Origin of the sequence: Lysobacter firmicutimachus (genome assembly GCF_037027445.1) — a bacterium.
GTDB classification, from domain to species: Bacteria; Pseudomonadota; Gammaproteobacteria; order Xanthomonadales; family Xanthomonadaceae; genus Lysobacter; species Lysobacter firmicutimachus.
Map to the genome: position 1 here is coordinate 4552692 of NZ_JBANDL010000002.1, position 24762 is coordinate 4577453.

A 24762-nucleotide genomic window follows, 5' to 3' on the forward strand; every position below is an offset into this window, starting at 1 on the left:
ATCGGGGCCGCGTTCTGCATCCGGTCGAAAGGGCGCGAATGCGCGCGACATAGAGCCAATCCCGCCTGCCCCCTTTTTCAAAGGGGGAAACAACAGAAGCGGCGCTGCTTTCCGTAGGAACGGCGCAAAGGCGGAACATTGTCTGCCGACAGACTACTCCCCCAGACGAACGCAAGCCGCCTTGTGGCGGCTTGCGCTGCAGCCCGTTCGCGGCGGCGAGACGGGCCGATGGACCTTTACTGCTGCGGCATCGCGCTCATGTCCATGTAGAACACGTCCCAGGTGTGGCCGTCCAGGTCTTCGTAGCCGTGCGAGTACATGAAGCCGTAGTCGCGCGGTTCGCCGAGGACCTTGCCGCCGGCCGCCACGGCTTTGGCGATCAGCGCATCGACCTCGGCCCGGCTGCCGACCGGCAGGGCAACCAGGGATTCCAGGCTCTTCGTGGTGTCGCACAGGGTCTTGCTGGTGAAGGTCTGGAAGAATGGCTCGACCAGCAGCATCACGAACAGGTTGTCGCCCAGAATCATGCAGGTGGCGTTTTCGTCGGTGAATTGCGGGTTGAAGCTGTAGCCGATCTGAGTGAAGAAGGCGACCGAGCGGTCCAGGTTCTTGACCGGCAGGTTGACGAACAGTTGGGCGTGAGTGGTCATGGCGAGTTCCTTGTTGGAAGGGGTGAGGGTTCGATAGCGGCGGGCGGGTACAGCGGTGCGGATTCGGAACCGTTTCCTGCCTGCTCTCGACAACGACGAAGCAGGATCGCAGGAATCGACAAACATCCGATGATTTTTTTTGTGCGCATCCCCGGCTCGCAGCGGACCGCCTCAAGCCCGAGACGGAAGGCGGTAGGATGGGGAGAGCGCGGGACCCGACAACCGTTTCCTGCCTGCTCCTCTCAGCGACGTACCATCGCCTCCGCAATCGACACGCCGGCGAGAATATTTTTCATCCCCATCGCTCGCCCTCGCGGCCGCGGTCCAGGCCGCGAACCCCGGGGACCCGTACCGCTTCACGTCTCGCCCCCTGCCGCGTTCCCGCCCATGCAGCGCGCCCGTCCAGCGGCTGCGCCCCTTCCCTTCCGGAGCCGCCCATGACCGTCCCGCTGACTTTGGATGCGACCCAGACCGACCTCGCCGACGATGTGCCCGTCTACGCCTACATCGTCGGCAAAGTGCCCGACGGCTTCTACCGCCTGGACGCCACCGGCCTGCCTCAGCCGATGCAGCTCGCCGACAACGCCCAGACCGCGGGCAGCTTTCCCGGCGCCGGACAACTCGATCCGGCCGTCGTCGCGGCCCTGGCCGACAACTACCCCCAGGCCTGGGCCGACTATTCGATCCCCCTGGCGCGCAGCGGCCCGGCGACCTGGATCGACCTGTCGCAGATCAATACCGCCAATCTGCCCAGCCTCGGCACTGGCAGCGCCGCTTTCAGCGGGCGCATCTACATTTCCGTCGGCGTGCCGCGGTTGCCGTTCACCGTGCAAAGCGGCGGCTATGCCGCGCCGGTGCCGTATCAGGACGGCCCCGGCGCCCAATGCCTGTTCGACTGGATCGAGTTTTCCTACGACAGCGACGGCAACTTCAACGGCAACACCACCCAGGTCGATCAGTTCGGCTTCACTCTGATCTTGGACGGCGCACCCGGCGGCAGCGCGCAGGGCCAGCCGATGGTGTCGCGCGATGCCTTCATCGCCCAGGTGCAGGCCTTGCCCGCGCCGCTGGCCGGTCAGCCGCTGGCGATCCCGATCCCCGCCGCCATCGCGCCGGCGTATCCGACCGGGCTGAGCTGGTTGCGCGCGATCTCGCCCAAGACCCTGACCGGCGATCCGGCGGCCTACGGTACCGCCGTGAGCGGCTGGTTCGACGACGAAATCTCGACCTGGTACGCGAACTGGCAGGCCACGCCGCTGGTCGTGCACGACGTCGCCACGGGTTACTACACCGGCGTGGTCGACCCCGACAGCGGCGTGCTCAACTTCTACGCCGGCCAGTACCCGACGTTGGCCGGCTGGCAGGCCGCCGCGCCGCCGCTGGCCTTCGCCCTGACCGGCGCGGCCCCCTCGACCGTGCAGTTCGCCTCGCTCGATGTCTGGCAATGCAACAACGCCCTGGCCAACGGCGACGCGGCGCAGCTCAACGTGGGCAAGAACATCGCCGCGGCATTCAACCGCGGCGTGGTCGGTTATCTGCTCGACGACGCCGACTGCAGCGGCGCGGCCGCCGGCTTCTATCCCGACGGCGGCACCTGGAACGCCTGGGCGCAGTTGACCCACGCGGTCAGCGCCAACGGCCTGGCCTACGGCTTTCCCTACGACGACCTGTGCAACCAGAACCCGTCGATCCAGTTGAACGGCACTCAGAGCGTCGGCGTAGTGTTGGGCGACTTCTACGGCTGACGGCGCCGACACAACGGCCCCGGCCGCGCGGGCGGCCGGAGCCGCTGCGGGCACCGCGAACTAGTCGTTCTCGGCGCCGATGACCTTGCCGTTGTTCGGGTTGATCTTCAGTTCGACATCCTTGCCGGACGGATCGTCGGCCTCCGCATTCCAGAGGCCGTCCTCGTAGTCGACATCGTGGATGTTGGTGTAGCCGGCCGCCGACAGCGAGGCGCGGATGTCGCGTTCGCTCAGCCGCGCGACCAACTCGTTGGCGAACACGTTGCCGGTGCGCGGGTCCAGCCGCACCTGCACGCGGTTGCCGTCGGCGCTGCGCGCATCTGCGTGCCAGACGCCGTCGGAGAACTTCAGGTCGTTGACCTTGTCGTAGCCCTGCTCGGCGAGGCGGGTGCGGATCTGGTGCTCGGTCAGTGCGACCGGGCCCTGCGTCTCCTGCGCCGCAGCGACGGCCGGCACGCAGGCCGCCAGGGCGAGGGCCAGGATGAACTTCCTCATGGCGCGCTCCTGTGCTGGGGGGAGATTCGATTCTGGCGAGCGCCCGAGAACCGCGGATGAACATCGCCGCGTTCAGTGCGCACGCCCGGGCAGACGCGAATGAATGCGCAAACGCGATGCCCGCTTTTCGTTCCGCCTCATCCTGTCGTCACCCGAGGCTAATGTCCGACCGCGTCGCAGCATGGCATTCCCCGCCGCATGCCCTATGCTGTCGCCGACTTCGCAGAAAGGATCTCTGCCCGATGAAAGCCGTCCTGCTCGCTCTGGCCGTCCCGCTGGCCGCCACCGCCCAGACCCCGTCCTCGCCCGCCGCCGACGCCGCTCCGGGCGGCAGCGTCGCCACCGCGATCGAGGTCTGCGAGCCGCAGGGCCAGCACCGTTACCTCGCGCGCCTGGTCTGTCCCGACCGCAGCCACCCGCAGTTCGAACGCGCCGGCAGCGTCGGCGAACGCACGCCCCTGCCGGCCAACATGACCGAAGCGCAGTCCGTACGCTTGGTCGAAGCGATGCTGGCCGGCAAGCCCTTGGCGCCGGGAGAGCCCGACCACCATGTCGTCGACCGCTACCGGGTGGTCTGCGGCACGCGCGAAACCTCGCTGTACCTGGACATGTATCACTGCGATCGCCCCCCGCCGCGCATCGCGCCGGCGGGCTTCGAACTGATCGACTGAGCGGGCCGCGGCGGCATGGGATTCGACATGAGCGCCGGCGGGCGCAGGGAAAGCATCCGTCACGACGAGGAACACGTGATGGTGTTGGCCGACAGCGACCGGGCCCGCTATCCGCAGCTGCACGCGCTGTGGGACGCCTTCTACGACAGTCCGACCCTCTCGCCGCTACAGGCCGGCGCGATCGTGCACGAACTCATCGAATTGCTCGACCGCCACGGCCAAGACGGCCGCGATCGCCACCTGATTCGCATCGTGCTGCGCTGGCTCGCATTCTTCAGCCACGCCGCCCGCGGCGGCCACGCCATCGAAACCCTCAGCGACTGAGCGCCGCAACGGGCGTCTTAGCGGCATGTTCGAACGGCGGCCGCGCTGCGGCGGCGGCCGAGCGCCCTCGCCTCACGCCGCCGCGCGCCGTTCGATCGCGGCGCGCAACGCCGTTTCGTCGGGCAGGCGCAGGCCGAACTCTTCGCGCAGCACCGCGATCACTTCGTCGGCACCGGCCAGTTCGCGCCGTTCGCTGGGCTGTCCCAGGCGGTGGATGGCGTAGCTGCCGTTGTTCAAGGTCTTGCGCCAACCGGGCCCGGTGCGAGCGACGAACAACTGATCGCGGAACGGCGACTGCGGGTGCGCCGAGACGTACCAGTTGCCGACCACGTAGTCGATGTACTCCTGCGGCGCCAGGTCGAACACGTACATCGCCCGCCACTCCTCGCCGACTCTGGCCTGCAGCAAATACCGATCGGCGCCCCGGCGTTCCAGCCGGTACGGCTCATGCGGCGTGGCCTGTTCGCCGGTCTCGTCCAGCCGCAACGGCCCGGTCGGCACCATGCCGCCGAAACCGACATCCGCCACGTAGCGTTCGCCGTCGATCTCGACCAGGGCCACCATGTGGGTGCGCGCGGTGACCGCATCCTCCGGCCCGCCCATCAGCACTCGTCCGGTCAGGCCGCGCGCCCGGAAGCCCAGCTGTTGCAGCAAGGCCAGGAACAGACCGTTGAGTTCGTAGCAATAGCCGCCGCGGCCATCGTGCAGCAGCTTGCGCCGCAGCGAGGGCAGATCGATCGGGATCGGCGCATGCAGCAGGTTGGCGACGGTCTCGAACACGAATTCCGCGCTGTGACGGCGCTGCAACTCGCGCAGCGTCTGCAAGCTCGGCGCCGGCGCATGCGCGTAGCCCAGCCGGCGCAGATACAGTTGCAGGTCGTCCTGCGACAGGACGGTCTCGGGCAGCGGCGGCATCGTCGTTCTCGGCGTGTTGGATTGCCGCCACCTTACGACCTCAACCCCGCTTGAGGTCCAGCGTTGCGGGCCGCCGGCGCCGCAACGCTGTGGTGCACGGATGGGACTGCGACGGCGATGCGCAAGCGCGCGCCCGATGAAGCCGCACGCATGAGAGTCGCGCAGCGGCGCCGATGCGCATCGCCGCTTTCGCGGGAATGACGTCCCTGCAGGAACACTCGGGCCTGGGCGCACGCCGCTGTGCGCGTTCGCACGCACGACGTGCCGGCAAAGAACGCTCAGGCCGCGGCGAGCAAGGACGCGTCGTACTCGGCGGCGAACTTCGACGACGGCCGCTCGGTGCACCGGCGCACCCAGTCCCGGATGGCCGGGTTGGCCGGCATCGCTTCGGAGAACCACACGAACGGCGTGTGCAGCAGCAGATCGGCGGCGCTGTAGCGGTCGCCGAGCAGGTAGGGCGCGTTCTCCAGCGCCTTGCCCAGCCGCGCCTCCATTTCCGCCACCCCGCGGAACGTCGCGCTGAGGAAGGGATGCTCGACCCGGATCGCCGCCAGCAGCAGCACCGGCTCGACCACGTCGCCGTACCAGCTCAGCCAGGACAGGTAACGGCCGCGCTCGCGCGAACCGATCGGCGCGCCGATGCCGCGCTCGGGAAACAGGTCGGTCAGGTACTGGATGATCGCCGGGCTTTCCCAGATCTCGACCCCGTCGTGCAGCAACACCGGCACCTTGCCTTCCGGGTGCGGATTGCGCGCATCGCCGGCGAAGGGACGGTCCTGCCCCTGACGCTGGATCTCCACCGGCCGCACCTCGACCCGGTCCAAGGCATCGAGTTCCTTGAGCAGGGCGATGATGCGGGTCGAGCGGGAATGCGGCGCGTGGATCAGGGTCAGCATGGCGAAGCCTCGTGGGCGCGATGGAAGAGGCGCTCACGTTAAACCGGGATCGCGGACAGGGTGAGTCCTCGATCGTTCCAGGGCCGCAGCGCCGGCCTGACAAGACACCGGGCGCGCAGGCGGTCCACCGAGCCGACAGACCGCGCGGCAGGGCGCCGCGAGCTGAGCGCGCTCAACGCCCTGCGTCCCCAGGCCGGTCACCAGATCAGATCGTCGGGCACCTGGAAGCGCGCGTAGTACTCGTCGTCCTCGCTCGCCGGCGCGGGCGGCGTGGATGCGCCGTTGTCGAGCACGATGGCGGCCGGATCGCGCTCGCGCACCTTCTGCGCGGCTGCGCGTGGCAGCAGTTCGTAGCCTTCGTCCAGGCGCACGATCACCAGGGCGCCGCCGGCCAATTGGGTGCGCAGCGCCTTGTCGACCAGCAGGCTCTTGATCTTGTCGCCGTCGGCGAAGCGATAGTCGATCTCGCCTTTGCGCTCGATCCGGTTGGCCTCGACGATCTGCCGCACCTGCGCGCGCAACTCGTGCGCGCGCGCCTGCGCATTGCGCTCGGCCGACAGCGCGCGATCGCGTTCGGCGCGTTCGGCGCGCAGGCGGTCGACGTCGACCTGGTCTTCCTTCGGCGGCACGGGCGCCTTGCCCTGGCGCTGCTTGGCTTGCTCGCGCACGGCCTGGGACACCTGGGACTTCTTCGCCAGGCCGGCCTTGAGCAACTGATCTTGCAGGGGATTTCGCATGTCCCGAGTCTAGTACGGCGTCTGCGGCACCGGAAGCGGTCGGCCCGCCGCACCGCGGTCCTGGCGTCGCGCCCTCGGCCCGACAGCGGCATCGCCGGCCGCCGGACCGCGCCGGCCACTGGCGGTTTCAGGCACCACCCTGCGCAACGTGCGCTGCTATAGTGCCCGCCCCCGGCCGCAACGGCCGCGGTTTCTACTCGCAATCGATCAAGGACGGATATGGGTTCGATCATAGGGATGGCGATCTTCGGCGGGCTGTGCGGGCTCGGTTTGCTCAACCTGATGGCGCTGGTGGCCAAGAACGGCAAGCATCCGTTCGATCTGGTGGAGTTCTCCTCGGACCAGGATGTGGCCGCCACGGTCGCCGCCTGGGCGGCCGGCAACGGCTATGCGCTCGCACGCCACGAGGGCGGACGCCAGGTGTACCGCAAGGGCAAGGGTTTTCTGACCGCGCCGATGTTCCTCGAACTGGACCGCATCGGCGACCGCTACACGATCAAGAGCTACGTTCGCATCAACGGCCTGATCCTGCAGGGCGACGTGGGCCTGGCCGGCGACGGTTTCCTGGTCAAGATGCCGCGTTCGATGGCCAAGAAGGCGCAGAACCAATTGTTCGCCACGCTTGGCCTGCAGCCGCTGAAATAAGCCTCGGATCGCAGCGCCCGCGCACGCGGGCGCTGGGTCAGGCCCCGGCCATCTCGATCAGCTTGGCCACCGTGTTCAAGTTGCGCGCGGTGCCGGCCTTGGCCGCCGGAATCGTCAGCTTCGAGTCGGCCATGCCGTCGCCGTAATGGACATAGATCTCGCGTTCGCCGAGCGCGATCTCCTCGCCGTTGCGATGCTTCGCCGCGGCCAGCGCATCGGCCGGCGGCGCCGCGTCGAGAAAGATCAGCACCGCCCGGTTCGGCGCCGCCTGCTTGAACGGATTGGCCTCCAGCGCGCGCCGCAGGTCCGCGTCGGTACGCACGATCACCCCGACCGGCTTGCCGGCGTAGGCCCGCAACCTGTCCTCCAGCGCCGCCTGCACCCGCTGCGCGCTGAGCTGGCTGCGCAACACCACATTGCCGCTGGCGATATAGGTGCGTACATCCGAGAACCCCGCCGCCTCGCACATCGCCCGCAACTCGGCCATCGGCAGCTTGCCGGTGCCGCCGACGTTCACGGCGCGCAACAAAGCGATGTAGGTGGTCATGGCGGACTCGGCACAAGCGGCGAAGACCGCCAGAATACCGGTTCGGGTCGCAAATGCTGCGTCGCTACAGATATCGGGGGGACGCCGGCGTCGATTCCCAGCGATCATGGCGCCCGTCCTCGTATTCGATCGGGATCGCCGCCAGGGTCGCGTCGTCCAGCCCGTCCAGGCAGGCGACATTGACCGCGTGGAACCAGCCGTTGAACGGCTCCATTTCCAGATAGCCGCGGCTGAAGGGGCGCACGCCGCAGCGCCGGCAGAAGTGGTGATGGACGCAGCCCTGCGGCCATTGCGAATCGGCGGCGCGGTAATCGCCCAGTTCCTGTTCGCCCTGCAACAGGCGGAACTCGCCGGCCATCGCGAACGCCTTCCACATCCGCGTCTTCAGACAGAAGCTGCAATTGCAGCGCCGCGTGCCCGCGGCCAGGTCCAGGTCGCATTCGAACCGCACCGCGCCGCAATGGCAGCTGCCTGGGTAAGTCTGCTTCATCCTTCGCCTCCGTTCGCCGGCCGGCATCGCGGCCGCTGCGTCGCCCGCGAGCTTAGCGCCGCCGCCACGGCCTGGCCCGTACGCGGGGACGAAACCTGACATTCGTCAGCCGGCTTCAGCGGCGCCTTGCCTCCTGCAGGAGTGGCGTGAGCCGCGATCACCGCAGCGGTGGGTGCAAGCGTCTCCACCGAAGCCGGACGGAACTCGCTCTCAGCCCGCCTCGCCCGAGCCTTCCAGCGCCGCTTCCGACGCGCGCTGATCCGCGCGCGCCCAGGCGTAGATCGCCAGGCCGCCCAGCGCGGTGATCGCGCCGACCACGCCGGTCGAGGTCCAGCCGTAGCCGGCGGTGATCGCCGTGCCGCCGAGCCAGGGACCAAGCGCATTGGCCATGTTGAAGGCGGAATGGTTCGAGGCCGCAGCCAAGGTCTGCGCCTCGGCGGCGACGTCCATCAGATGCGCCTGCAACACCGTCGCCAGCGCGCCCATCGTGCCCACCGCCAGCACCGCCGGCAGCACCGTCCACGCCGAGCGCGCGGCCAGCGGGAACAGCAGCAGGATCAACACCGACCACACCAGCACCAGCGCCGCGCCGCGGAACTGGAAGCGGTCGAACAGCCAGCCGCCGCCGAGCGTGCCGAGGATGCCGCCGATGCCGAACGCGATCAGGCCGAACGGAATGAAGGATTCGCGCACGCCGGTCACGTGCACCAGGGTCGGCGCCAAATAGCTGAAGACGCAGAACATGCCGGCGAAGCCGATCGCGCCGATGCCCAGCGCCAGCCACACCGGCTTGCGGTTGAAGTCGCGCAGCTCGCGCATCGCATCCGGGCGCGGCGCGTTCATGCCGCGCGGCAGCACGTGCGCGGTCATCGCCACCGTCGTCAGCGCGATCGACGACACCAGCGCGAACGCCCAGCGCCAGCCGAAGGCCTGGCCCAGCCAGGTCGCCAGCGGATTGCCGATCAGCAAGGCCACCGACAGCCCCAGCATCACCCTGCCGACCGCGGTGCCGCGTTGCTCCGGCGGACTGATGCGCGCCGCCACCAGGGCCGCGATGCCGAAGTAGGCGCCGTGCGGCAGGCCGGCGACGAAGCGCGCCAGCATCAGGCTGGAATAGCCCGGCGCCAGCGCGCTGGCGAGATTGCCGACCGCGTAGAAACCCATCAATGCCAGCAGCAGGCTGCGCCGCGACATGCGCCCGCCCAGCAAGGCCAAGGCCGGCGCGCCGACCACCACGCCGAGCGCGTAAGCACTGATGACGTGACCGACCTGCGGCTCGGTGACGCCCATCGCCCGGGCGATCTCGGTGATCAGGCCCATCACCACGAACTCGCTGGTGCCGATGGCGAAACCGCCCATGGCCAGGGCGAACAGGATCAGGGCCACCCGGCGCGGCGGCAGCGGGGCGGAGGCGGTGGGGAGGGCGCTCATAGGGCCATTATTGTGCATTGCAGCAAGGTGGACTGTGCGTGATCGGGCGCGAGGGCGCGGCTTCACGGCTCGCGCCCTGTTCCGCCCGTCCATCGCCGGATCCGCGGCCCGCGCCCGGTATCGGCACATTCCGGCTTTCCCGTAAGCTGAGCGCCCTCGCCGCCCCCGCGGGGGCGAAACATACGAAACCGGCTTGGCCGGGTGCAACCAGGGGATGGAGAAACAGATGCACGGAGCCGTATTGCGGGTCGCGTTCGGCGGGCTGATGCTCGGCTTGTGCGCGACGGCGCCCGCCGACGCCGGGCAAACGCCGGCGCCGGCCATCGTCGCCGACGAGGCGGAAAGCCGGTTCTTCCGCCAGCGCATTGCCGACGCCGTCGCGCTGGCGCACAACCAGCACTACGCCAGCGCCGACCGCGCCTTCGGCGAGCTGATCGCGCAGCCGGAATTCGCCCGTCTGAACGCGGCGCAGCGGCTGCAAGCGCTGACCGCCGCCGCCGCATCGGCGGTCAAGCTCAACGACCTCCCCCGGGCCGCGGGCCTGTACCGGCAGGCGAACGCGGCCGACCCCAACGATCCGGACGGCTGGTACCGGCTGAGCGCGATCGAATTCAACCTGCACCGGCACGACGAATCGGCACGGGCCTTCATCCACCTGGTCGAGTACTGGCCCGAGCTGCTGCCGAACATCGACGAGCAAATGATCTTCCAGTTGGTCAATCGGCTCGACCGCGAGTCGGAGACGCGCTTCGGTCTGGTACGGGCGCTGTACGACGCCAACTGGCACAGCCTGACCGGCGACGACGGCGAACTGTGGTTCGTCCTGCTCGAGCGCCACGTCGAACGCGGCGAGCACGAGGCCGCGCGCGGTGTGGTTCGCCGCATCGCCGACCCGCTGAGCCTGGTGCGGCTGCGCAGCGACAAGCGCTTCGATTTCCTGGTCGAGGCCGACAGCTGGACCTTCAACGTCGAGCATGCCGCCATCGGCATGGTCGAGAGTCTGCGCGAGAAAGCCGACGCCACGCCGCGCGGCCTCGAGATAAGGGTGCAGCTCATTTCGGCGATGCTGGTCGCCGGCATGCACCGCGAAGCCTTGGCGTTGACCGAACAAATCGCCGCGCGCATTGCCGAAGCGCCAGACGGCCAACCCGCGTTCGACGATATCCGGCAGCAGGGCTGGGTGCTGAACGAACGCGCGATCGCGCTGCGTCGCCTCGGCCGCATCGACGAAGCCGTGGCCGAAATGACCCGCGCCAGCCGGCTCACCGAAGACGGCCTGCCCAACGTCAGCCAATCGTTGAACCTGGCCACACTGTATTGCGGCCTGGATCGCCCCGACGACAGCTTGGCCGAACTGCAACGCACCGGTCCCGATCTGGCCGGCTACGGCCGCATGGTCATGCAGGCCAACAAGCTCTGCGCCGCCTTGGCCAAGCGCGACCGCGACGGCGTGGCCGCGGCGCTGCACTACCTGCGCGAGCATCGCCAGGACGGCCCGTTGGTGTACCTGGAGTCGCTGTTGCGCGCGCAACGGATCGACGACGCGGCGCATCTGGCCGCCGAGCTGCTCGCATCGACCGCCGATCGCGCCGACGCGCTGGAGTGGATGCAGCAGTTCCAGACGATGGAGCCGTTGCCCGGCGACGTCGCCTATCGGCAGGCGCGCGAAACGATGCTGGCGCGTGCGGACGTGCAGGCGGCCGTGGCCGAAGTCGGCAGGATCGGGCGCTACCAGGTCTATATGGGGAGCGGAACCGAATGAAGCGCCCCTCGCACTGCGTCCACGCCAGACCTCAGCGCAGAACGTAGGACAAGCGCACCAGCCCGTCCGACATCGCCCTGGCCTCGGCCAGCCGCAGGCGCCGCCGTCCATGGAGGCCCGCGAACAGCGGCTTGCCCGCGCCCAGCAATACCGGGTGTACGACCAGGCACAACTCGTCGACCAGATCGGCGTTGAGCAGGCTGGCGATGAAGACGCCGCCGCCGAGGGCGTGCATGTCGCGTCCGGATTGGGCCTTGAGCGCGCGCAGCTCGTCCAGCTCGCGCACGATCCGGGTCTGCGCCCAGCCGGCCGATGGCAACGTACGCGACAGCACCACATGTGCAGTGACCGCGGCGAGGCGCGCGTATTCGATCTCGAACGGCAGGGCACGCCGGCCGACCCAGGGCAGCATCGCGTCGGGGTCGGCCTGGATCGCGCTCCAGTAGGCCTCGTAAGCCGGGTACATGCGTGCGCCGAGCAGGAAGGTATCGACCCGGTCGAGCAGGCCGAAGCGGTCCTCCCAACTGTCGATCCAGTCCAGCTCGCCGTGCGGGCCTTCGATGTAGCCGTCCAACGACAGCTGCAGGGCGGCGATGATCTTGCGCATGGCGGGCTCCCGAGGATGAGGGCGCGCCGGGGATCGGCGCGGTTCTTCTCATCGACGAATGGGGAGCTGCGGTTTCGACGGCGTCGTGGCGCCGGTGGGCGACGGAGCTGCGAGCGGTCGGCGGCTGGCCGGTATTGGGCCGCGCGGGCCTGCGAAACGGACGATAGTCCGGCGGCGGCGCATGAGGCCAGGAAGAGCGGATCCGTGCGTCGAAGTTGCGCCGGGAGGATCCGGGCTTCGGACGCGGCGCTAGCGTCGACCGCTTCGGTGGTCGCGGCTTACGCCGCTCCTACATGAGTCCTTGTAGGAGCGGCGTAAGCCGCGACCGCGAAATCGCAACTACGGCGAATTCGACCGAAGGGCCGGTGTCGCATCCGCCAACGGACTCATCGCAACAGCGGCATCGGCGATGGCGGCGGCGCCGCTTACTGCCGCGCCTGCACCGGCCGATACCGCTTGTCGTCGCCGTAGGGCTTGGCCTTCATGTCGACGTTGGCGCACAGGCGCCCACCGCACAGGGTCACGTCGGCCTGGTTGTAGGCGCGCAACAGGTCGGCGGTGATCCGGTTCTCGTTGATGTCGGCGCGGTATTGCCACAGCAGCCAGCCGCCGCCGGCCAGCAGCAGCAGCACGCTGCCCAGCGCCGCGCCGACCACTTTCCACACCAACTGCTTGTGCAGCCATTCCATGCGCTTGATCTGCGCCGCCAGCCCTTGCGAGCCTTCCTGCAGCAAGGCGCCGGCTTCCTGCAGACGTTTTTCGTAGGCGCCGACCGGCTGCGACAGCCCGCCTTCGACCTTGCCGATCACCGCCCCCGGCAGGCTGCGCAGGCTTTCGTCGGCCGACTGCCGCACCACGCCCGGCACCTGTTGCGCCAAATGCTGCAGCTGCTGGGACACCGCGAGCTGCTGTTTCTCGATCTCCTCGCAGCGACGCTCGAACTGCTCCATCAAGACCGCGGTCTTGCTGATCAGCGCCATCAACTCGTCCTGTTGCATGCCAGCGCTCTCCAAAGCGGCTTCGTGCCCAACGGATATTCTAGGGGACCCGGCGCGCGCCGCGCGCCGGCGGCACCGGTCACCCCATGCGCGGTCCCTGGCGGCTGGGTGTGGCCTGCTCGTTGGCCTGCTGCTGCATCGCCTGCTGGGCCAAGGCCTGCTCCTGGCGATCGACCGTCGCCACTGCGTCGTTGCGCAGCTCGCGGCCCGGCGTCGCCGCGGCGGCCTGCTGGGTCATCTGCCGGAACGCGTCGCGATCGCCGTTCTGCGAGGCGGCCAGCATGCGGTCGACGAAAGCCGAGGGGTTGTCGTCGAGCGAGGTGGTCGCACGCATCGGAAAGCCGGGATTCAAGGTCGGCGTCTTGCCCGGATGGATGTAGTCCCGCAGCGCCGGGCCATAGGGCGCCGGGTGCCACGGCGAGGCATTGCGCTCCGGCCGCGCCGGCGCCTCGTGCCGGTGTTCCTTGCGCCCCGGCTCGCCCGGCTTGAGCGGACCGCGGATCTCGTCGATCAAGTCGCCTGCTTTCCCCACCGGATCGCGGAAGGTGTTGGTCACGCCGCGACGCAGGCTCTCGATATCGTTGCGGTACTTGTCGATCATCGGATCGTACTGCTGCGCCAGACGCTGCGCCTGGGGATCGCCGAGCACGGAACGGTCCGGTTTATCGTGGGCGTCGACATTGAGGAAGTTGTGCATGCTGTGCGAGGTGCCGACCATCTTCTTGGCCGCCCCCACGGACGAACGTGCGTCGAACAGGGTGCTGCGGTCGTTCTCATAACCGCTGTCCCGCATCGACTTGACTTCCTGCGCGGTGGCGTAAACCTTGACCTGGCCGTAGTGGTCGCTGGCCGCGCTGACCGGATCGCCGGCCATGACATGGTTGGTGACGCGGTTGCCGCTCTCGGGGATGCGGTAGCCCAGGCTGACCGCGCCGTAGGCGTTGAAGGTCTCGCCGCGCAGGTCGTAGTGGTGGGCGGTGATTTGCGCCAGGGTGCCGCCGAGGGAGTGGCCGGTGACGGTGACTTCGGGTCGCGACGGCTTACCGCGGCCAAGTTCTTCCGCTATCTCTAAGGCATCGCGCGTCAATGCGATCGCGTCCTTAGCCTGGACATTGGTACGAGATGTAACCATGCCGGCATCGGTCAGACCGTCCTTGAGCTTCTCTCGGTCAAATTCGGTGCCACGATGGGCGACGATGATTTCCCCGGTATCCTGGCGCCGATAGATCGTACCCTGATAGCCTGATGGCTTGTCGACGTGCTTTAGCACTGTGTACGTCACACCCTCAAGGGTGACGTCTTTACCTTTCTCACGAGGGTTGTATGCATCTTCGGCGAGGTTGGCATATTGCTGGCTGCTGAGGCTCATGGCGTCCCTGCCTTGGCTATTGAGGTAATGGTGAATAGCTGCCCCTGGAACTCCGGCGTGAATTTGTTGCGATCCAGTTCGCCTGGGTCGAGACGCTCATCCGGATCATTGCCCGGATACTCGTCCTTGAGATAGTAGTTAGTGCGGAACTTCTGAGCGCGTACCTCATCGCCAGCCAGATTGGCGAGGTAGCCTATGTCGGTCTTGGCTCCGGTCGCCTTGAGCCAGGAGCTCACGCCCATCAGTTCCCAGTGGCAGACACCCTCGCCCAGATAGTCCTCATCCAGCATCGCATCAGCGTGGATCGTCGCGACGAAAGTAGATTCGTCGACCTTGGCGAACTCAATCGGCAATGTGTGTGACGGGCGCTTGCGCACCCCTACGATCTGGTTGGGAATAAAGGTGCAGTTCGGCGCCTCATAGCTCACGAATCCCTCGGCCCTCTCAAACGGCCCCGGCGCATCCGCCACCTTCAGCTCGATCCGGTACGCCTGCTTCGGCGCCGGGTTGCGTTGGTACTTGGCTTCCAGCTCGGCCATCGACGGCGCGGAGTCGGAGGTGGGAGTTTCGGCGTTCATGGCGGCCTCGGGAGCGCTACAGGCGGAAGTACTCATCGCCAGCAGAAGGCAAAAGCTGCGAAACACACCGCGCATCGATGCCTCCATGGCAGGACGGTTATGGAACGCGGCACGTCGGCGCTCGACGCACGACGATCCGGCTCGGATCTGTTACGGCAGAGCTTACGGCAGGCGCGGGACGGCAACAACGGCAACCCAAAGTAGCGGGACACGGGCGGATTCAAACTTGGCCGTCGTCCTCATGGTTTCCCGGCCTTCGCCGTCATGGTGATTGAGAACAGTTGATTCTGGAATTCCGGCTTGAACCAGTCGCGACGTTGATTTCCGGATTCCGCCCCCCCTCCGGATCGTCGCCAGGGTATCTGTCCATGACGTAGCAGTTGGTTTGCGACCTTCGTGCGATCGCCTCGTCGCCAGACAAGTTGACGACGTATCTGGTATCGGTCTTGGCACTCGTCGCCGTGAGCCAGGCATTCACGCTCCGCAGTTCCCGGTGGCAGACGCCGTCGCCCAGCCGGTAGTCCTGATCCAGCATCGCATCGGCGTAGATCGTCGCCACGAAGGTGGACTCGTCGACCTTGGAAAAGGCCATAGGCAGATCGATCGACGGCATCGACCTCGCGCCCGCGATCCGGTCGGGGATGTAGGTGCAGTTGGGGGCCTCGAAACCGACGAAGCCTTCGGCTCTGGCGAACGGCCCAGGCGTATCCGCGGTCTTCAGCTCGGTCCGGTACGGCCGCTTCGGCGCCGGGTTGCGCTGGTACCGGGCGGCCAATTCGTCGGCCGTCGGCCCGGGGCCGCAGGCGCAGACGCTCAATACCGACAGCCAACCAAAGCAACGAAACACGCCACGCATCCATGCCTCCCTGGCAAGCCATCGCACCCCGCCGACACCGCCGGCGAACGCCGAGCGAACCGACCCAACCCTGTCGAGGTCTGGGCACGAGCCTACTTCAGGTCGCGCAAGCCGGAAACGACAACCAAAAGTTGCGCTCATCGCGCCGTTTGCGGCGGTTATGCCGCGCCGAGCGCCGGCATGGGCGGGAGTGTCACACGTACGGCCGAACCGGCTCGAAGCAACGCACGATGTTGTCCTGGCCCAGCACGTGGATCGCGCCGTCGCCGGCGCAGGTCATCCATTGCAGCCGCACGCCGATGTCGCTGCCCGCGTCCAGGGTGGCGACGTGCTCGCGGCTGCGAGTATCGACCAGGAAGACCAGTCCCGCGTCGGCGCCGATCGCGAGTAGTCTGCCCTGCTCGGCCACGTCGCAGCACAACAAGTCGTATCCCGGCGGCCGCGGCGCATGTTGGGTCCGCAACCAGAACTCGTCGCCGTTTTCGGCCTCGAACCGGTCGCGGTCGGCGAGATACAGGCTGGCTTCGTCCGGCGAGAGCTGGGCGCGGCGCAAGCGTCCGTACGCGCCCGGCACGTCGACGCTGGGCCATTCGAACATCCGCAGACGCTCGACCGTGTCGTCGGCAAGGTCGATCCAGACCACCCAGCCATCGTTGCATACGGCAGCCAGCGTGTTTCGTCCGGGGAGCCAGGCCAGATCGTAAACGTGCAGGGAACGGCCGAGCGCGATCCTGTCCGCACGCGGCGTATCGCCGTCCAAGCGCAGCCGCACGACATGGTTGCCGTACCCGCCCAGATAGGCCACGCGATCGGACTGGAATACCGCGCTGTACACGCACTCGGGCCGCTTGCCGACGCAATGCTGGCGCCAGCCGCCATCGCTTCGCTTCATGACCGCATAGCCGGCCTGGCCGTGAACGATCGCGAACTCGCCGCCGGGAGATACGGCGATGCCGTGGACCTCCTCGCAGTCGATCGCCACATCCGCTGTCGGCAAAAATTCCGCTCCCTGCCGCGCCTCGGCGCGGGTGTCGAGCGATACGAATGCATGCGGCCCGGCCAGAAACACGTCGTCCTCCCACGTTGCCGCTGCGGTGTACGCCGGGCCGTGCACGATGAATCCGCCCAGCTCGCCGTCGTGCAGCACTTGCAAGCGCGCATGCAGGTTCGCCACGACCGCGCCGTCCATCGCCCGCGCATGCAACCGCGTAACCGCACCGCGCTGCGTGACCAAGGTGGTCGAAGACGCAAGCGCATAGGCCGGCAGATCGCTGAACCCCGCCTTGCCGCTCAGGTTCGTGTACACCCACGGCCGCTGCTTGGCGTCGGTATCGGCGATCACTTCCTGCCCGCAGTGCGTCAGCGCCTCCACGATGGAGACATCGTGGCGCAACAGGGCCGTTTCGAGCTTTTCGCAGTACAGGCTGTTGCGGCTGCCTGTGCGGCCATCGGAAGCCGTTTGTCCCGACGCGGTGGAATAAGCGAGCGCCAAGTCGCCGGCTACGTCCACACCCGCCAGTCGCTTGGTTTCGCTATCGGCCCAGGCGGCGAAATCGCGTAGTTGCAGGTCGCTCCAGCCATCGATCGCACTGCGGCACGCATCCACGATCACCACCTTCGGCCCGCGCCCGGCCTTCAGCGCGGCGACGACCTCCAGCACGGGTACGCCGCTGCGGCGGATCGGGCCGATGGTCACCGGCGCCGGGGTATCGGCCGGCAGCAGCACGCCGAAACCGCCGATCTCGATCGCGTGTCCGGCGTAGTACACCACGCTCAGCAGCCGCCCGGCCGCGGGGTGTTCGATCTTCGCTCGCAAAACCGTCAGGGCATCGATGAGTTCGTCCGCCGTCGGGTCCGGCAGCAGGGTCGAATCGAAGCCCCGGTTACGCAACGCGGCATGGATGCGCCGCGCATCGTTGACTGGATTGTCCAACTTCAGCGCGTCCGCGTGGTAGCCCGCGACGCCGATGCACAAGGCGATGCGACGATTCATGGGAGTCCTTTCCGTTCCGCCTTTCCCCGGCAGCGGGCGGCCAGGCCGCAGGATACGGCATCGCCGGCCCCGCCCTTCCGAAGCCAATCCTGAACGTCCCCTGCGCCGGACCGCCTTCACCGTGGCCGGACCGCGCGACCCAACCCGTTCCTGTGACTGCGCTCCCGATTTCGCGGCCACCGGCCGGGGCAGAGTGCAGCTTCGCCGACCGGCGGGGCGGCCGCAGGCACGGGCGGGGACGACCCGAGTTCCTTCGCCGCCGCGGCCCGCCCTATAGTCGGCACACCACGTCGCCCGCAGCGGGCGACCTCCAGGCCGCGCGGCAGGAACACGGCTGCGCCGCGCGCGCCTTTCACCGTCAGCCACTGCAACGCCAAGGAGATCGTTTTATGGCCGGCCCCACCCCGATCGTCATCAACGGCGGCGTCGTTCCGCCCGGCAGCCCCGCTGCCGACACCTCGCGCAGCACGCCCGACGGCAAGGGCATCACCTCGCAGGAACTGTTCCGCCAGGGCGACATCGTCATCAGCCGCGAGCAGGTGACCGGCGGCGACCAGTTCGCCGACACCCTGGTCATCAACGGCGGCGCCGGCGACGACAACGTGCGGGTCAGCCAGCGCGCCAACGGCGTGCTCGACGTCAACATCAACGGCCAGCCGTTCGAGATCACCCTCGCCGCCCAGCAGCAGCTCGGCGTGCGCGGCGGCGACGGCAACGACGTCATCCACGCCGCCTCCAACGTGCGCGTCAACATGGACGTGCAGGGCGGCGACGGCAACGACACCATCACCACCGGGCGCGGACGCGACCGCGTCGACGGCGGCGCCGGCGACGACGTCATCAACACCGGCCGCGGCCGCGACGACGTGTTCGGCAACACCGGCAACGACACCATCGACGCCGGCGCCGGCAACGACGTGGTCTACGGCGGCGACGGCGACGACATCCTGCGCGGCGGTCAGGGCCGCGACTACATCGAGGGCGGGCGCGGCGCCGACACCCTCGAAGGCGGCCAGGGCAACGACATCCTGTCCGGCGGCCAGGACGCCGACGTCCTGCGCGGCGGCCAGGGCAACGACCGCATCTACACCGGCGCCGGCGCCGACACCGTCGACAACCGCGCCGGCCGCGACACCGTCTACGGCCAGAGCGGCGAAGACACCGTCACCGCCACCCGCGGCGCGCGCAACACCCAGGTCGAAGTCGACATGACGACCCATGTCGGCGCCAGCGTCACCGTCGCCGCCGGCTCGTCGGACGCGTTCCGCCAGCGGGTCGAGGCCGATCTGGACATGCTGCGCTCGTCCAACAACGGCCGCGAGATGCTGGCCGAGCTGGACCGCAACGCCAACGCGTTCGTCGGCACCGGCCACAGCGTCAGCATCACCGAGCTGAGCAACGAGATGAACGGCTACGCCGGCCCCTCGCTGACCAACGACGCCTTCCTGCAGACCGACCCGGCCACCGGCGTCACCACGCGCGGCGCCGGCATGGATTCGGTGATCAGCTACAACCCGTCCTTCCACAGCGACTTCTTCGAAACCCCGACCGTGGTCCTGCACCACGAGATGTCGCACGCCTACAACATCACCGGCGGCACCCTGCAGCAGGGCGTGTACAGCGGCACCGGCCCGGACTCGGGCAGCGTGCGCAACTTCGAGCGCCAGGCGGTGGGCCTGGACAACAGCGGTGTCGCCTTCGACTTCGACCGCAACGCGGCCACGCCCGACACCAAGACCAACCCCGCCAACCTGACCGAGAACGGCATGCGCGACGAGATGGGCCTGGCGCGCCGGCAGAACTACAGCGTCGACGCCAAGAGCGCCTTCTCCGCCCCGGGCAACCCCAGCGCGACCGGCGCCGGCGGCAACGGCGGGCACAACCACAACCACGCCCATCTGGACGCGTTGTTGCAGGCGATGGAATCCGGCGACCGCAACGCCGCCCGCGACGCCACCCGCCAACTCGCCGGGCAAGCCGCCGGCCAGGAGCTGCGCCACGAGGCCATGCACGCCGCCGACCGCCAGGAGCAGGCCGCGCAGGCGCAAGCCCAGCAGACCCAGGCCGAGCCGACCCAAAGCGCCGGCGGCATGCGCCGCTGAGCGCAGGCGCCGGCCTTCGCGCCGGCGCGACACGCCCTGGCCTTACCGTGAATCGACCCATGCCGAGAGCCGCTAGATGACCGCGACCCGCACCACCGCCGCCCGCACCCGACGCGCGCTCGCCGCCGCCGCCGTGCTGACCGCCCTGTCCGCCGCGGCCTGCGCGCATGGCCTACCGCATCCTGCAGAAGACACCCCAATGAACGCCCAACCCGCATCCACCGCCGCCACCGCCGACACCCGCCTGCGCGTGCAGGACGGCCAGGACGTGAGCCTGCACGCCGAGTTCCAGTACACCGCCGCCAGCAACACCCTGCTGGTGCGCTACCGCCTGCGCAACGGCAGCGCCGACCGCGCCCTGGCCGTGTTCGACCGCGGCAGCTACGGCGACCGCGCCGGCGCCGTCTACAACCCCGGCCCGATCGGCGCGCCGCGGCTGGAAACCCAGGACGGCGGCATCACCCTGCTGCATGCCCCGGCGCCGGCCTCCGCCGCCAACCCGATGGACCCGCTCGGCCACGCCGGGCTGGCCCTGGAACTGAAGGCCGGCGGCGAACACGCCGATCAATTCGTCCATCGCTTCGGCGACCAGGCGCCGCAGCGCGTGCGCTGGTGCGTCGCGGTGGCGCCGTTCGAGCAGAAGCAGTTCCGCATTCCCACCAAGACCGCCCACGGCACGATCTGGGCGGCCGGCGAAGCCGGCGTCCAGACGCAGTCGCTGTGCACGCCGTGGTTCGATGTGGGAACGGGCAAGTTCGCCGAGTAAGCCGGGCGAACGCTACGGCTTAAGAGAACGGGCCGCGATTGCGGCCCGTTTTTTGTTTGCGGCGCGGGTCCGGCAATCAGTCGCCGCTCGCGCCGGCACCGCCACAGCCGCAGAGGGAAGGCCCCTGAGCCTCGACCCCGGTGTAGCCAGGCACGGCCTTCTGTTCGGCGATCAGGACCACCACCGTCCCGCGCCCTTCGCTGCCCCAGCGCACATCGTCACCGAGTCGAACCGCTTGGCCGTCGTGGTAACGCAATACTGTCATGCCCGTATCCTTATCGTGCTGGGCGCCGGCGACCAACAACGCTCTTCCCACAGACGCGAACCGCCACCTCACTCCACTCCGGCTGCTCGCAGCAACGCAGCTTTCCTGGCCTCCAGGGCCTCGACTCGCTCCCGGGTCCGCTCGACTCGGCAGGCCTCGGTCAGTCCGGGCGCCTCGCGTCGGGCCATGCCCTGGACAAAGGGGTCCAGCGCGCACGCGGCATCGCGCGCCGCGGCCCAGGCCTGTTCGTCCGCGCGCAGGTAGGCCGACAGGTCGTCGACATAGGCCGGGTCGTTCTCGACGTAGCTGGCGTACTTCGCCCGCAGCAGGTTCATCAGCGAGCGCGCCACGCTCAGCCGCCGCGCTTCCAGGCGGTGCATGTCGCGGTACGGTGCGCAGGCGGACAGCCGCATCCGCTCGCATTCTGCGATGCGGCTGTCGGGCCAGCGGGCGAAGCAGGCTTCGCGTTGCCGAGTATCGCCGATGCCGATGCAGTCGGGGTCGCGGTCGGCAGCAGCGGAGTTCTGCGACTCCTCCTCTGCGTAAGCGCCCGGCACAAGAACGACAGCCAGGATCAGCGCGATCGCGGCGCCCCAGCGGCGCCCGCCGGCGCCACGAAGGATGTCCCGGCCGCTGCCGGTTCGAACCGTCGCTTGTTGCATCGTCGTCCTTGCGTTTCGGGCCTTGTGGGCAGCCGCGCACGGGCGGCTCGCTGCCATTGTAGGCACATCGCGCCGACCGCCAGTAGCGCGCCTTCAACCAGTCCGCCGAGCGTCGGTTCCGCCAGAACGCGCGAGCCTCAGTAGCGATGCAGCCGGGCGCGCTCGAACTCGGCGGCGTCGATCGTCTCTACCGAGGTCACCGCGCAACGGCGCGAAGGGCTGACCACTTCGCTGCCCTGCGGGCACAACAGGTGCTCGGCGCCGTCGGTCACGATGCGCAGATGGCGTGCGCTGGCGACGCTGTCGCACTCCTTGGCCAGGCGCAGCAGGTAGCGCTCGTCCCCGTGTTTTATCAACACGGCGCCGCGCGCCCGAGCCATTTGCGAGGTTGAATTCAACTTCGTGCATTCGGCCGGCTGGGCCGCAGCGACCGGGCTGGCGGCCAACAGCATGCAGAACAGGGCGACGTATGGACGGGACATGCGGACTCCTCGGTGTGCAATGACCACAAAGGATTCCGCTGGGCGCAAAAGCGTCGCACCGGCGCCGTAGAGGCGAACGCGGTTAAGCATCCGGCGGGGACAGCCCGCCGACCGACGCCGCGCACACCGGCGCAGAACGCAGCGCATGTTCCGCGAATCGCCGGAACCTCGCGGGGCGTCTCACGCCGCAATCGCGACGCGACGCGCGATGCAGGTGTGCGACCGCTCGGAGAACGCGCCCGAACGGCGGTTAGCGTCCGTGCGCCTTGGTTAGCTTCGGTGATCCTTTCGCGCTCCGGCGAAGTCCGATTACGCCGTCTCGGAATCGAATCCGATGCAAGCGTATATCCAGCAGCACCCGCCGAAGCCGCGTCGACAGGCTTCGGCGGCGGACTCGCGCACTCAGCACGTCGCCGCCGGCACGACGCGGCACGGGCGAGTTCGCCTCCACGACAGACGAACCCGATCGCGCGAGTCGCAATCCAGACACGTTGGACGTTCCAGATCCCTGCGCATTTCCCCCAATGCCCATCGCGGAGAACCTTCATGGCCGTCAAGTCCGAAGACCAATTCGTTGAACTCGAAGACGTCAAGCTGTGCTACCGGGTCGAAGGCGACCCGAAGAACCCGCCCGTGCTGTTGATCATGGGCCTGAATTCGCAGCTGATCCATTGGCCGCAAGAACTGGTCGACACGCTGAAAGCCGACCACTACGTGATCCGCTTCGACAACCGCGACAGCGGCCTGACCACCTGGCGGACCGGGGAACCGCCGGCCGACGGCTACCGCCTGGCCGACATGGCCAAGGACGCCGTGCAGTTGATCGACCACCTCGGCATCGACCGGCCCGACGTGATCGGCGCCTCGATGGGCGGCATGATCGCGCAGCGGTTGGCGATCGATTATCCGGACCGCGCGCGCAGCCTGTGCTCGATCATGAGCACCACCGGCAGCCTCCTGGTCGGCCACCCGCAGCCCGGCGTGATCGAAGCCCTGCTCAAGCCGCTGCCGAGCGACCGCGACGCCGCGATCGAGCACATCGTCGGCCTGTACAACCTGATCGGCTCGAAGACCCATGCCGCCGCGGAAGCCGGGCGCCGCCGCGCGCTGGCCGAAGCCGCCTACGACCGCTCGGTCGGCCCGACCGGCGCCCCGCTCCACCCCGGCGGCGGCGCGCGCCAGGTCGGCGCGATCCTGCTCGCCGGCGACCGCACCAAGGCGCTCAAGACCCTGACCCTGCCGGCCCTGGTCGTCCACGGCAACGAAGACGCGCTGATCAACGTCTCCGGCGGCCGCGCCACCCGCGACGCCATTCCCGGCGCGCAATGGCTGGGCGGCCCGCAGAACGGCGTCGAAGGCATGGGCCACGACCTGCCGCATCCGCTGCTCGACACGATCGTCGACGGCATCGTCGCGCACCTGAAGAACGCCAGCACCCTGGCCTGGAACCCGGGCGTCGCAGAACGCGCCAACGGCGGCACGCGCCCGACCGCGCCGCGGCCGTCGTGATCGAAGTCGGCGGCGCCGACCGCAGCGGTCGGTAGCTGGGCGATGGACGGGGGGCGCCGCGGGCGCCCCCGTCCTGACGTCGGCGGCCGCCGAATGCCGAACTTCAGCGCCTTTCGCGCCACGGCGACGTATCGCGGCGATCGAAACGCGTGGCTAGCCCTCGTCCGGGCAATCGACCTCGCCGTGGTCCCGGTCCGCCTCGCTGCCCGCAGGCACCAGCACGGCGTACGGCTCCGCCATGTACGACGACCTGAACCACAGCAGCGTCTGCCCGGACCGCTGCAGATAGCCCGCCTCCTGACCGAAGTTCGGGCAAGCGTAGTCCGGCTTTGCGTCGTCCTGCGTGCACAGGCGCAGACTGGCCCGCCCATCGCGCACGTCGCCCTGCAGCTCACCATTCCAACCGCGCACGCGACTGCCGTCGGCCCAGGACCCTGCGATCTTGGCGCCCTGCTGGGTGATCTCCATATTGACGAAGTGGCCGAAGCGGCAGGAATTGGAATACACCCAGTCGCCGGCGAACTCCGCGTGCTGGCCCGCATGGGCGTACAACGCCACCACGCAAGCCAGTGCGGCAACACCCACCGCACACGAAAAAGCTGCCCCATTGCTCGCCACATCGATCTCCTTGTCGCCGCGCCAGCGGTCCATCGGTCCGGTCCCCCTACCTCCCCCAACCAGCGCCGACTACCGCTCCCCCGGAAAGAACAAACTCCGCAGTTGAGCGATACGCGCCCGGGTTCGCTCGGCACGGCAGGCTTCGGTCAAGTTTTCGGCTTCGCGCCGCGACATGCCTTGCGCGAGCGGTTCCAGCAGGCAATCCATGTCGCGGAACTGCGCCCAGGCCTGACCCGACTTGGCCAGGTAATCGGCCAAGTCGTCCAGATAAGCCGGATCGCCGTCCACATAGGAAGCGAAGCGCTTGCGCGCGCTGGCCAAGGCCTCGCGCTGCAAGGCGGCTAGCTCCTCATCCAAGCGATACATCTCGCGATAAGGCCTACATGCGAACAGCCGTATGCGCTCGCACTCGGCAATCTCGTCATCGGACATCTTGAAGAAGCACTGCTCGCGCGTTGCGAGGTCGCTAGCGGAAAAGCAGTCCTCCTCCGCTGCCGCCGCCGTGGTCGGCGTCGCGGTCGCAGCGGCGGCAGGGCGGACCGCTGCCGCGGCCGCACACGCCGTCGACAAGGCCAGCGCCAGAGCGGCATGCTTGATGCACCTGAAAGTCATGCCCCAATCCCTCTTATTGCTACCCAGCACTGTTCAT

The 24762-nt window shown here is 68.5% G+C and carries 27 protein-coding genes; 8 read left to right on the plus strand and 19 right to left on the minus strand.

Annotated features, from left to right (window positions below):
* Nucleotides 1-236 precede the first annotated feature (236 nt).
* Nucleotides 237-650: a VOC family protein gene (locus V2J18_RS19700; RefSeq protein WP_064747450.1), complete on the minus strand. Its 414-nt coding sequence runs from the start codon at nt 648-650 to the stop codon at nt 237-239.
* A gap of 437 nt (nt 651-1087) precedes the next feature.
* Here V2J18_RS19700 and V2J18_RS19705 point away from each other — a divergent pair, with 437 nt between their 5' ends.
* Nucleotides 1088-2395: a beta-1,3-glucanase family protein gene (locus V2J18_RS19705; protein WP_336132656.1), complete on the plus strand. Its 1308-nt coding sequence runs from the start codon at nt 1088-1090 to the stop codon at nt 2393-2395.
* Nucleotides 2396-2455: 60 nt separating this feature from the next.
* Here the strand turns inward: V2J18_RS19705 and V2J18_RS19710 are convergent, their stop codons facing one another.
* Entirely contained in the window at nt 2456-2890 is a 435-nt protein-coding gene (locus V2J18_RS19710) for a PepSY domain-containing protein (RefSeq protein ID WP_064747448.1), read from the minus strand.
* A 242-nt stretch (nt 2891-3132) separates the two neighbouring features.
* Here V2J18_RS19710 and V2J18_RS19715 point away from each other — a divergent pair, with 242 nt between their 5' ends.
* On the plus strand, nt 3133-3561 hold the full coding sequence (locus tag V2J18_RS19715; protein ID WP_336132657.1) for a hypothetical protein: 429 nt from the start codon (nt 3133-3135) through the stop codon (nt 3559-3561).
* 27 nt (nt 3562-3588) lie between these two features.
* A complete protein-coding gene (locus V2J18_RS19720; protein ID WP_336132658.1) occupies nt 3589-3885 on the plus strand; it encodes a hypothetical protein in 297 nt (98 codons plus the stop codon).
* A 72-nt stretch (nt 3886-3957) separates the two neighbouring features.
* On the opposite strand, the gene V2J18_RS19725 is transcribed toward V2J18_RS19720, so the two are convergent.
* From V2J18_RS19725 to V2J18_RS19735, 3 genes are all read right to left on the minus strand, one after another.
* The gene (locus V2J18_RS19725) at nt 3958-4800 is read right to left on the minus strand and encodes an arylamine N-acetyltransferase family protein (protein ID WP_336132659.1); all 843 of its coding nucleotides are present in this window, start codon (nt 4798-4800) and stop codon (nt 3958-3960) included.
* A gap of 278 nt (nt 4801-5078) precedes the next feature.
* Nucleotides 5079-5696 carry a glutathione S-transferase family protein gene (locus V2J18_RS19730; protein WP_064747444.1) on the minus strand — a complete coding sequence of 206 codons (618 nt, stop codon included), beginning with the start codon at nt 5694-5696 and terminating at the stop codon, nt 5079-5081.
* Nucleotides 5697-5893: 197 nt separating this feature from the next.
* Nucleotides 5894-6433, minus strand: coding sequence for a DUF2058 domain-containing protein (locus V2J18_RS19735; RefSeq protein WP_336132660.1), 540 nt, complete (start codon nt 6431-6433; stop codon nt 5894-5896).
* 219 nt (nt 6434-6652) lie between these two features.
* Here V2J18_RS19735 and V2J18_RS19740 point away from each other — a divergent pair, with 219 nt between their 5' ends.
* Nucleotides 6653-7078, plus strand: coding sequence for a hypothetical protein (locus V2J18_RS19740; RefSeq protein WP_141233416.1), 426 nt, complete (start codon nt 6653-6655; stop codon nt 7076-7078).
* 37 nt (nt 7079-7115) lie between these two features.
* Here V2J18_RS19740 and V2J18_RS19745 read toward each other — a convergent pair whose 3' ends face one another.
* From V2J18_RS19745 to V2J18_RS19755, 3 genes are all read right to left on the minus strand, one after another.
* Nucleotides 7116-7625, minus strand: coding sequence for a DUF1697 domain-containing protein (locus V2J18_RS19745; RefSeq protein ID WP_336133146.1), 510 nt, complete (start codon nt 7623-7625; stop codon nt 7116-7118).
* Between the two features lie 64 nt (nt 7626-7689).
* A complete protein-coding gene (locus V2J18_RS19750; RefSeq protein WP_064747440.1) occupies nt 7690-8115 on the minus strand; it encodes a GFA family protein in 426 nt (141 codons plus the stop codon).
* A gap of 210 nt (nt 8116-8325) precedes the next feature.
* Nucleotides 8326-9546, minus strand: coding sequence for an MFS transporter (locus V2J18_RS19755; protein ID WP_336132661.1), 1221 nt, complete (start codon nt 9544-9546; stop codon nt 8326-8328).
* A 226-nt stretch (nt 9547-9772) separates the two neighbouring features.
* On the opposite strand from V2J18_RS19755, the gene V2J18_RS19760 reads away from it, so the two are divergent.
* The gene (locus V2J18_RS19760) at nt 9773-11308 is read left to right on the plus strand and encodes a tetratricopeptide repeat protein (protein ID WP_336132662.1); all 1536 of its coding nucleotides are present in this window, start codon (nt 9773-9775) and stop codon (nt 11306-11308) included.
* Between the two features lie 31 nt (nt 11309-11339).
* Here the strand turns inward: V2J18_RS19760 and V2J18_RS19765 are convergent, their stop codons facing one another.
* The 6 genes from V2J18_RS19765 to V2J18_RS19790 all read right to left on the minus strand — a co-directional run bounded on the left by V2J18_RS19765 (nt 11340) and on the right by V2J18_RS19790 (nt 17709).
* Nucleotides 11340-11915, minus strand: a complete 576-nt coding sequence (locus V2J18_RS19765) for a dihydrofolate reductase family protein (protein ID WP_336132663.1) — start codon at nt 11913-11915, stop codon at nt 11340-11342.
* 425 nt (nt 11916-12340) lie between these two features.
* Nucleotides 12341-12913, minus strand: coding sequence for a hypothetical protein (locus V2J18_RS19770; RefSeq protein ID WP_064747436.1), 573 nt, complete (start codon nt 12911-12913; stop codon nt 12341-12343).
* A gap of 79 nt (nt 12914-12992) precedes the next feature.
* On the minus strand, nt 12993-14282 hold the full coding sequence (locus V2J18_RS19775) for a Tle-like phospholipase domain-containing protein (protein ID WP_336132664.1): 1290 nt from the start codon (nt 14280-14282) through the stop codon (nt 12993-12995).
* Entirely contained in the window at nt 14279-14860 is a 582-nt protein-coding gene (locus V2J18_RS19780; RefSeq protein WP_336132665.1) for a hypothetical protein, read from the minus strand. The genes V2J18_RS19775 and V2J18_RS19780 overlap by 4 nt, the downstream gene beginning before the upstream one ends.
* 262 nt (nt 14861-15122) lie before the next feature.
* A complete protein-coding gene (locus tag V2J18_RS19785) occupies nt 15123-15716 on the minus strand; it encodes a hypothetical protein (protein ID WP_141233414.1) in 594 nt (197 codons plus the stop codon).
* Nucleotides 15717-15909: 193 nt separating this feature from the next.
* Nucleotides 15910-17709 carry a caspase family protein gene (locus tag V2J18_RS19790; protein ID WP_336132666.1) on the minus strand — a complete coding sequence of 600 codons (1800 nt, stop codon included), beginning with the start codon at nt 17707-17709 and terminating at the stop codon, nt 15910-15912.
* Between the two features lie 389 nt (nt 17710-18098).
* On the opposite strand from V2J18_RS19790, the gene V2J18_RS19795 reads away from it, so the two are divergent.
* Complete coding sequence (locus V2J18_RS19795; RefSeq protein ID WP_336132667.1) at nt 18099-19811, plus strand: M91 family zinc metallopeptidase; 1713 nt, start codon at nt 18099-18101, stop codon at nt 19809-19811.
* A 76-nt stretch (nt 19812-19887) separates the two neighbouring features.
* On the plus strand, nt 19888-20577 hold the full coding sequence (locus V2J18_RS19800) for a hypothetical protein (protein WP_064747427.1): 690 nt from the start codon (nt 19888-19890) through the stop codon (nt 20575-20577).
* A 76-nt stretch (nt 20578-20653) separates the two neighbouring features.
* On the opposite strand, the gene V2J18_RS19805 is transcribed toward V2J18_RS19800, so the two are convergent.
* The 3 genes from V2J18_RS19805 to V2J18_RS19815 all read right to left on the minus strand — a co-directional run bounded on the left by V2J18_RS19805 (nt 20654) and on the right by V2J18_RS19815 (nt 21986).
* Nucleotides 20654-20842: a hypothetical protein gene (locus tag V2J18_RS19805; RefSeq protein ID WP_141233413.1), complete on the minus strand. Its 189-nt coding sequence runs from the start codon at nt 20840-20842 to the stop codon at nt 20654-20656.
* Nucleotides 20843-20910: 68 nt separating this feature from the next.
* Nucleotides 20911-21504, minus strand: coding sequence for a lysozyme inhibitor LprI family protein (locus V2J18_RS19810; RefSeq protein WP_064747423.1), 594 nt, complete (start codon nt 21502-21504; stop codon nt 20911-20913).
* A 137-nt stretch (nt 21505-21641) separates the two neighbouring features.
* Nucleotides 21642-21986 carry a hypothetical protein gene (locus tag V2J18_RS19815; protein ID WP_064747421.1) on the minus strand — a complete coding sequence of 115 codons (345 nt, stop codon included), beginning with the start codon at nt 21984-21986 and terminating at the stop codon, nt 21642-21644.
* A gap of 546 nt (nt 21987-22532) precedes the next feature.
* Here V2J18_RS19815 and V2J18_RS19820 point away from each other — a divergent pair.
* Complete coding sequence (locus V2J18_RS19820; RefSeq protein WP_075575054.1) at nt 22533-23495, plus strand: alpha/beta fold hydrolase; 963 nt, start codon at nt 22533-22535, stop codon at nt 23493-23495.
* A gap of 153 nt (nt 23496-23648) precedes the next feature.
* On the opposite strand, the gene V2J18_RS19825 is transcribed toward V2J18_RS19820, so the two are convergent.
* On the minus strand, nt 23649-24146 hold the full coding sequence (locus V2J18_RS19825) for a hypothetical protein (RefSeq protein WP_064747419.1): 498 nt from the start codon (nt 24144-24146) through the stop codon (nt 23649-23651).
* 36 nt (nt 24147-24182) lie between these two features.
* Complete coding sequence (locus V2J18_RS19830) at nt 24183-24725, minus strand: lysozyme inhibitor LprI family protein (RefSeq protein WP_064747418.1); 543 nt, start codon at nt 24723-24725, stop codon at nt 24183-24185.
* Nucleotides 24726-24762: the final 37 nt, after the last annotated feature.